The sequence below is a fragment of the Desulfuromonas sp. TF genome, assembly GCF_000472285.1.
Taxonomy (GTDB): Bacteria; Desulfobacterota; Desulfuromonadia; order Desulfuromonadales; family ATBO01; genus ATBO01.
This window is the reverse complement of record NZ_KI421426.1, coordinates 79,548-85,553: the sequence shown is the minus strand read 5'-3', so window position 1 is coordinate 85,553 and position 6,006 is coordinate 79,548. Positions and strand designations below refer to the sequence as shown.

The window sequence follows — 6,006 nt, the reverse complement described above, 5'->3', positions numbered from 1 at the left end:
ATGGGGGAGTTGGGCATGGTCGCGATAATCGCAGAACGCCGGATCGTGAATGCTCACCGCGATGACCTTGTCGTCGGCAGAGGGCGCCGAGAACGCAGAGACAAACTACTGCGGTTTTAAAGATTTTCTCCGCAGCCTCTGCTATCTCTGCGGTAAAAGCATCTGATTTTTGCGAAGAATCTTTAACTAATATCGGAAACCGCCCCTATGTCAAGAGCGGCCGCCCTCCCGGTACAGTCTCCCATAGAGGGCAAACGCCTCGCGGATGATGTCGAGAGCCTGTCCGGGGCCCTGAATTTCTCCGACGACGACCTCCTTTTTTTCAAGCGTCTTGTACTCTTCGAAGAATTTCCGGATCTCATCGACGGTGTAATGGGGGAGTTGGGCATGGTCGCGATAATCGCAGAACGCCGGATCGTGAATGCTCACCGCGATGACCTTGTCGTCGGCCCCCTTCTCGTCCCGCATGCGCACCACCCCGATCGCCCTGGCATCGACGACGGTCAGGGGATAAACCGGTTCCAGCCCCAGCACCAGCACGTCGAGGGGATCGCCGTCGGCGCAGAAGGTCCGGGGAATGAATCCGTAATTGGCCGGGTAATGAACGGCCCCGTGCAGAACCCGGTCGAGACGCAGCAGTCCGGTCTCCTTGTCCAGTTCATACTTGTTCTTGTCCCCTTTGGGTATCTCGATCACCGCCGGAAAGGACACCTCGGCGGCGTCTACATCCACCTGCACCATGTGCCATGGATTCATTTCTTTCTCCCTCGTATCGCACGCCATGCTCCCCTACGCCTCACGCCTCACCAGATTACTTGACCACCACGACCTCCAGCTCTCCCTCCCGCCGAAGGACGTTGATTCCCACATCGGAGGGATATCGCTTGAGCAGAAGATCGACGCTGGCGCTACCTACCCGCAGGTTTTTGATCCTTACCTCGTCGAGGAAAGAAGGCAAAGAGGGATGGTTGAATCGCACCTGATTTTTCCGGGCATCGATGAACAGTCCCGTGCAGGCCTGAAGGAGATAAAAAACGGAGGCCGCCGCCCAGGACTGGGGAGCGCAGGCCAGGGGGTAAAGAATCGGATGCAGTCCCGCGTGCCGTTCGAACCCGCAGAAGAGCTCCGGAAGGCGGTGCAGATCGACCGCGATGGCCGTGTGGAAGAGCCCTTCGAGAATCTCCATCGCCTGACGTGTAAAACCGTAGCGGGCCAGTCCGTATGCGATCATGGCGTTGTCGTGGGGCCAGACGGAACCGTTGTGATAGGCCATGGGATTGTAACGTGCTTCCCCGGCGGCAATGGTGCGGATGCCCCAGCCGGAGAAGAACCTCGGCGACAGAAGCTCTCCGGCAATCTGGGCGGCATGCTCCCGGCTTGCGATGCCGGAGAAGAGGCAATGGCCGGTATTTGAGGAGCGCACCCGGCAGGGACGTTTCTTTCCGTCGAGGGCGAGGGCATAGTTGGAGAGCTCGGCACACCAGAAGGCCTGCTGAAATTTCTCCTGCAGGTTCACGGCCCGGGCATCGAGCTCCGCCTCGAGCCCCGTCTCCCCCAGGATTCCGGCCAGAACGGCGGCCTGACGTTTTGCCTGATAGGCGTAGCCCTGCACCTCGCACAGAGCGATGGGTCCCTCGGCAAGCGACCCGTCGGCATGGAAAATCGAATCGCTGGAATCCTTCCACCCCTGCTGGATCAGCCCCTCTTCGGTGTGCCGGGCGTACTCGAGGAATCCGTCCCCATCGGCATCTCCGTAGGTGTCCATCCATTGCAGGGCCTTGAGGATATTGGGCCAGATCCCCTCGATGAAGGCCTGGTCTCCGGTTCGTTCGAAATACGCTCCCGCCAGGGCGACGAACAGGGGCGTCGAATCGACGCTGCCGTAGTACTGTCCGAAGGGTATCTCCCCCAAAGCGGCCATCTCCCCCTTTCGGGTTTCATGGAGAATTTTCCCGGGCTCGGCATCCTGCCCAGGGCTGACTTCGCTGGCTTGATTGTGGGCCAGGTAAGCCAGCACCCCCTTGGCGACCTGCGGATTGATCCAGATCATCTCAAGCGCTGTGATGATGCCGTCGCGTCCGAAGGGCGTACTGAACCAGGGCACCCCCGCATAGGGATACAGCCCCTGCGGCGTCCTCGTCAGCATCATAAGAAGATCGTCGGATGAGCGACTCAGCCAGACATTGAACTGATCGTTGGAGGTAGTGATTTCACATTGATCGTCCCGAAGCTCACCGGAAAATTTACCGGCCTGAGCAAAAGCCGCGGAGTAGGCCGCATGACTGGGATCGCAGCCTTCGCACTCACACGAAACGGTGAAATACAGAGTCACTGGCTCTCCCGGTCTCAACTCCAGATTGAAAGATGCCTCCGCATCGGAGAGCCTTTTCGGCTCGGGAGAGAAGCTCAACCGGGTACCGCGCATCGCGTCGTCCAGACCCCGGTATCTGAAGAGGACTTCCGAGCGTCCCACCTCCGTTTCCAGGAGTTTCCCCCGGCGGCTGCGCCGCGTGCCGCGCACCTCGAAAATGTCCTTGTAATCGCTCGCAAACGTAAGGTTGATGGGAATCCTGATCGGCTCACGGGTGTAATTGGTGATTCGGATCCGCTCAAAGCAGCTCTCCCGCCAGAGAAATTTGGAACGAAACATGTGCAGTGCTTCCTTGGGCACATGGACCTCATGCTCATCGAACAGGTCCGGGTTCATGAGATCCACGGCAAGCAGTTCGTTCCGCTCGTTGATGGTCGAACTGAGCAGGAGGGGGCGTGTCCCGCCGATGCGCAGATCCCAGCGGGAGAGAAACCGGGTCCCCTCATGAAAAATCCCCTGTTCTCCCATGCCCGTCGACAGGACGTCGCCATGGCAGTCGAAGATGGCGAAGGTATCCCCCTGTTTTAGCACCCGGCTGAATTCGGAAGCCCGGTCGGCGGCAATGAGTTCATAATGGTCGTGATTGTGATTATTCGGTTCGCCGCTCTTGCCGGTCACCGTCATGGATCTCTCCTTCCTCATAGAACCGGCGGAGCGCCGGCGCGGCCCTTTGTGCATTGACCGCGTGAATCTGTTCTCTGTAAATGCCCAGATATTCACCGACCATCCGGGATGCGGAGAAGCGCTGCTCGAAAACCTCCCGGCAGCGCCGGCGGCTCAGGCTCTCCACCTTTCTCACCGCCGCGAGCGCTTCGGCCTGATCGTGCACCATAAAGCCTGTCATCCCCTCTTCCAGCACTTCCGGCACCGAACCGCGGCGGTAGGCGATGACCGGCGTGCCGCAAGCCAGCGATTCGATCATCACCAGGCCAAAAGGCTCCGGCCAGTCGATGGGAAAGAGCAGGGCCAGGGCATTGCCAAGGAACGGTTCCTTTTCGCGGTCATCTATTTCCCCCAGGTACTCCACCAGAGGATCGGAAAGGAGAGGCCGGATCGCCGCATTGAAATATTCCTGATCCACCCTGTCCACCTTGGCGGCGATCTTCAGCGGAATGCCGCATTCCCGGGCGATCTCGATGGCCCTGTCCACCCTTTTTTCCGGCGAGATGCGGCCGAGAAAAGCGAGATATTGCCCCGGCTCCCCATGGAAGCGGTAAAGATTCTCCGGGATACCGTGATGGACGGTTCGCTGCCAGTTGGCTTCCGGCAGAGGAAGTCTCTGGGAATCGGAAATGGAGACCACAGGCATCTCCCGGAACTCCCGATAGAGGGGGACCAGGTCTGGGATGTCCAGGCGCCCGTGCAGGGTCGTGAGATTGGCGATCCGCTGCCTGCGGGTAAGGGGATAATGGAGATAATCGATATGAAAGTGAACGATGTCGAATTCCTCGCTCATGCCGAAGACCTTCTCCAGCAGCAGGATATGATGCGCCATCATGTCGATGGAGCTTTCCAGGCGCAAGGCGCGCGGGCAGGGAGCGATGTGTCTTGCCCGGGTCAGGGAGTCCCCGCTGGCAAATAGGGTGACGTCGTACCCCTGAGCCACAAGCTCCTCGGTCAGGAAGGAGACGATGCGTTCGGTGCCGCCGTAACACCGGGGAGGAACGCTCTCATAGAGAGGGGCGACCTGGGCGATCTTCATTCATTGGTGCTCCTGTTCCGATCACCTTGCCCCACTTTCGAATTCGGGCTCGAGGACTTGGCGATTTTTTAAAAAGCCGCCGGGCTTTCCCGGCGGCCAGCGACTACTACTAGTGAATGGAGATTTTCTTCCGGGCTTTTCCGGGTCTCCGGCGATTTCGGGAGAACCTCTCCGGTTCGGGTTTACATCCGGACTTTCTCTTTACACTCATTTAACAGAGAATCCATTAGATGCAAGAGCAACTTAGAAATGGATTTTTTACGCACATTCAGATACTTATAATATCCATGGCAACTCCGTTCTTGCGGATCGACGGGTTTAGGAAAGGCTTGCTCAGCTTCGTGCCTGTCACGCGCGGCCAGGGAAGAGGTTGGGCTGGAAAACCTGGAAGAAATCAAGGTGATCGGGTGCCGGGAATCCGGCTCCCGTCTGGGACAAATCGTTCTGATGGGATTTTCAGAAGTGCATTTCGGTGGGGACGAGCTTTACATAGGGCATCCCTGGCCCTGCCTCCTACATATTAGGTGATTTCCGTTAACTGCAGCAGAAAACGCCACGCCGGCACCACGTCGATTTTCCCGGATTCCACCCGGATCTGCTCTTCCTCACCACGGGTCACGATGGTGCCTTCCGGCAATTTCAATTCAGCCATGGCTTCTGCGAGCGCCGTGATTTCCCGCTTGCGGGTTTGGGGGTCGGCCATTGACTCGCAGACCTGCACGAGCATGCGGGAACGGTCTTGGCGATGTGCGAGGAAATCCACCTCCCGTCCAGTCCTGCTCTTGAAGTAGAAGATATCTGGCGTGGCCCGGCGCAGCGCAGTGAACACAAGATTCTCTAGCAGGTGCCCCGAGTTGACCAGAATGCCGGAACTGACCGAAGTCACCAGCGCATGGTCGATGCAATAGATCTTCTTCGGGTTGGTGTTCGCCCGTGCCAGCGAGGCGTCGAAGATACGCACGGTAAACAGAACATAGGCGTCCTCGAACCATTCGAGATAATCGGACACTGCCGATTTCGGCGCTTTGTGACCCAACGATTTCAGGTAGCCGGTCAGGTTGTTGACGGAATACAGGGAACCCGTGTTATCCACCAGCCGATGCGCCAGATCCGTGACCGCCTTGGGGTGGGATATGTCGTGACGTTCGACGAGATCGCGGAACAGCATCGCGTTGAAGTATTCCTGATGGGTCTTTATCCGCAGCATCCGGTCGAGCCCGGCGACCTCGGGAAAGCCGCCGGTTTGCCAATACTCCTCGAAAGCCTTCTGGATTGTCAGGCGTTTCTTGGTCGATAGCGGACCATCGTTCACAATCCCTTTGTAGTCGAGAAACTCCCGGAACGAGAAAGGGAACATCTCCCATGAGAGCGCCCGTCCGCGCATCTGGGTGGCGATCTCCCTTGAGAGCATCTGCGCGGAAGAGCCGGTGATATACACCTCGCAATTTTCCGTGCGCATCAGGCGATCAACGAAGGGTTCCCAGCCGGGCACAACCTGTATCTCATCGAAAAAACAGTAGACCTTCTCGGTATTCTTCTTTTCCGGGAAGAGCGAAAAATAGGCCTCGAGAATGACGTTCAGGCTATCGTGTTGCAGGCTGTGCAGACGATCATCGAAAAAGTTCAGATACAGGATGTTTTGGCGGGGCACTCCCGAGTCCTGAATCCGCTGCATGAGCTGGAACATGAAGGTCGACTTGCCGCCTCGGCGTACTCCGATGCAGATCGTGGCTTTTCCCGATATGTGCGCGACATCGACTCGTCTGAGCACGCCTGTGGGAAGATCAACTTCTTGAAAATCAAGGATTATCTCTTTAAGGATGTTGATCATGGATTTATCTCCGGCATTTTCTCTTTCTGGCTATCAAACTATTTGGAAATATTTATAGCTGATTTTGTTCTAAACTGGCAATAAATTTTTCCAGTATATTTT

At 57.4% G+C, this 6,006-nt stretch carries 4 protein-coding genes; all 4 read right to left on the bottom strand.

The window, feature by feature from the left end:
* Positions 1-210: 210 nt before the first annotated feature.
* The 4 genes from DTF_RS0118475 to DTF_RS0118460 all read right to left on the bottom strand — a co-directional run bounded on the left by DTF_RS0118475 (position 211) and on the right by DTF_RS0118460 (position 5,904).
* Positions 211-756, bottom strand: a complete 546-nt coding sequence (locus DTF_RS0118475) for an inorganic diphosphatase (RefSeq protein WP_027716524.1) — start codon at positions 754-756, stop codon at positions 211-213.
* Positions 757-811: 55 nt separating this feature from the next.
* Positions 812-2,995: an amylo-alpha-1,6-glucosidase gene (locus DTF_RS24465; RefSeq protein ID WP_051361459.1), complete on the bottom strand. Its 2,184-nt coding sequence runs from the start codon at positions 2,993-2,995 to the stop codon at positions 812-814.
* On the bottom strand, positions 2,961-4,073 hold the full coding sequence (locus DTF_RS24460; RefSeq protein ID WP_051361458.1) for a glycosyltransferase family 4 protein: 1,113 nt from the start codon (positions 4,071-4,073) through the stop codon (positions 2,961-2,963). The genes DTF_RS24465 and DTF_RS24460 overlap by 35 nt, the downstream gene beginning before the upstream one ends.
* A 520-nt stretch (positions 4,074-4,593) precedes the next feature.
* Positions 4,594-5,904 carry an ATP-binding protein gene (locus tag DTF_RS0118460; RefSeq protein ID WP_027716523.1) on the bottom strand — a complete coding sequence of 437 codons (1,311 nt, stop codon included), beginning with the start codon at positions 5,902-5,904 and terminating at the stop codon, positions 4,594-4,596.
* Positions 5,905-6,006: the final 102 nt, after the last annotated feature.

Coding starts and splice junctions, on each gene's coding strand:
- DTF_RS0118475 (WP_027716524.1), bottom strand. CDS start 756: ATGAATCCATGGCACATGGTGCAGGTGGATGTAGACGCCGCCGAGGTG.
- DTF_RS24465 (WP_051361459.1), bottom strand. CDS start 2,995: ATGACGGTGACCGGCAAGAGCGGCGAACCGAATAATCACAATCACGAC.
- DTF_RS24460 (WP_051361458.1), bottom strand. CDS start 4,073: ATGAAGATCGCCCAGGTCGCCCCTCTCTATGAGAGCGTTCCTCCCCGG.
- DTF_RS0118460 (WP_027716523.1), bottom strand. CDS start 5,904: ATGATCAACATCCTTAAAGAGATAATCCTTGATTTTCAAGAAGTTGAT.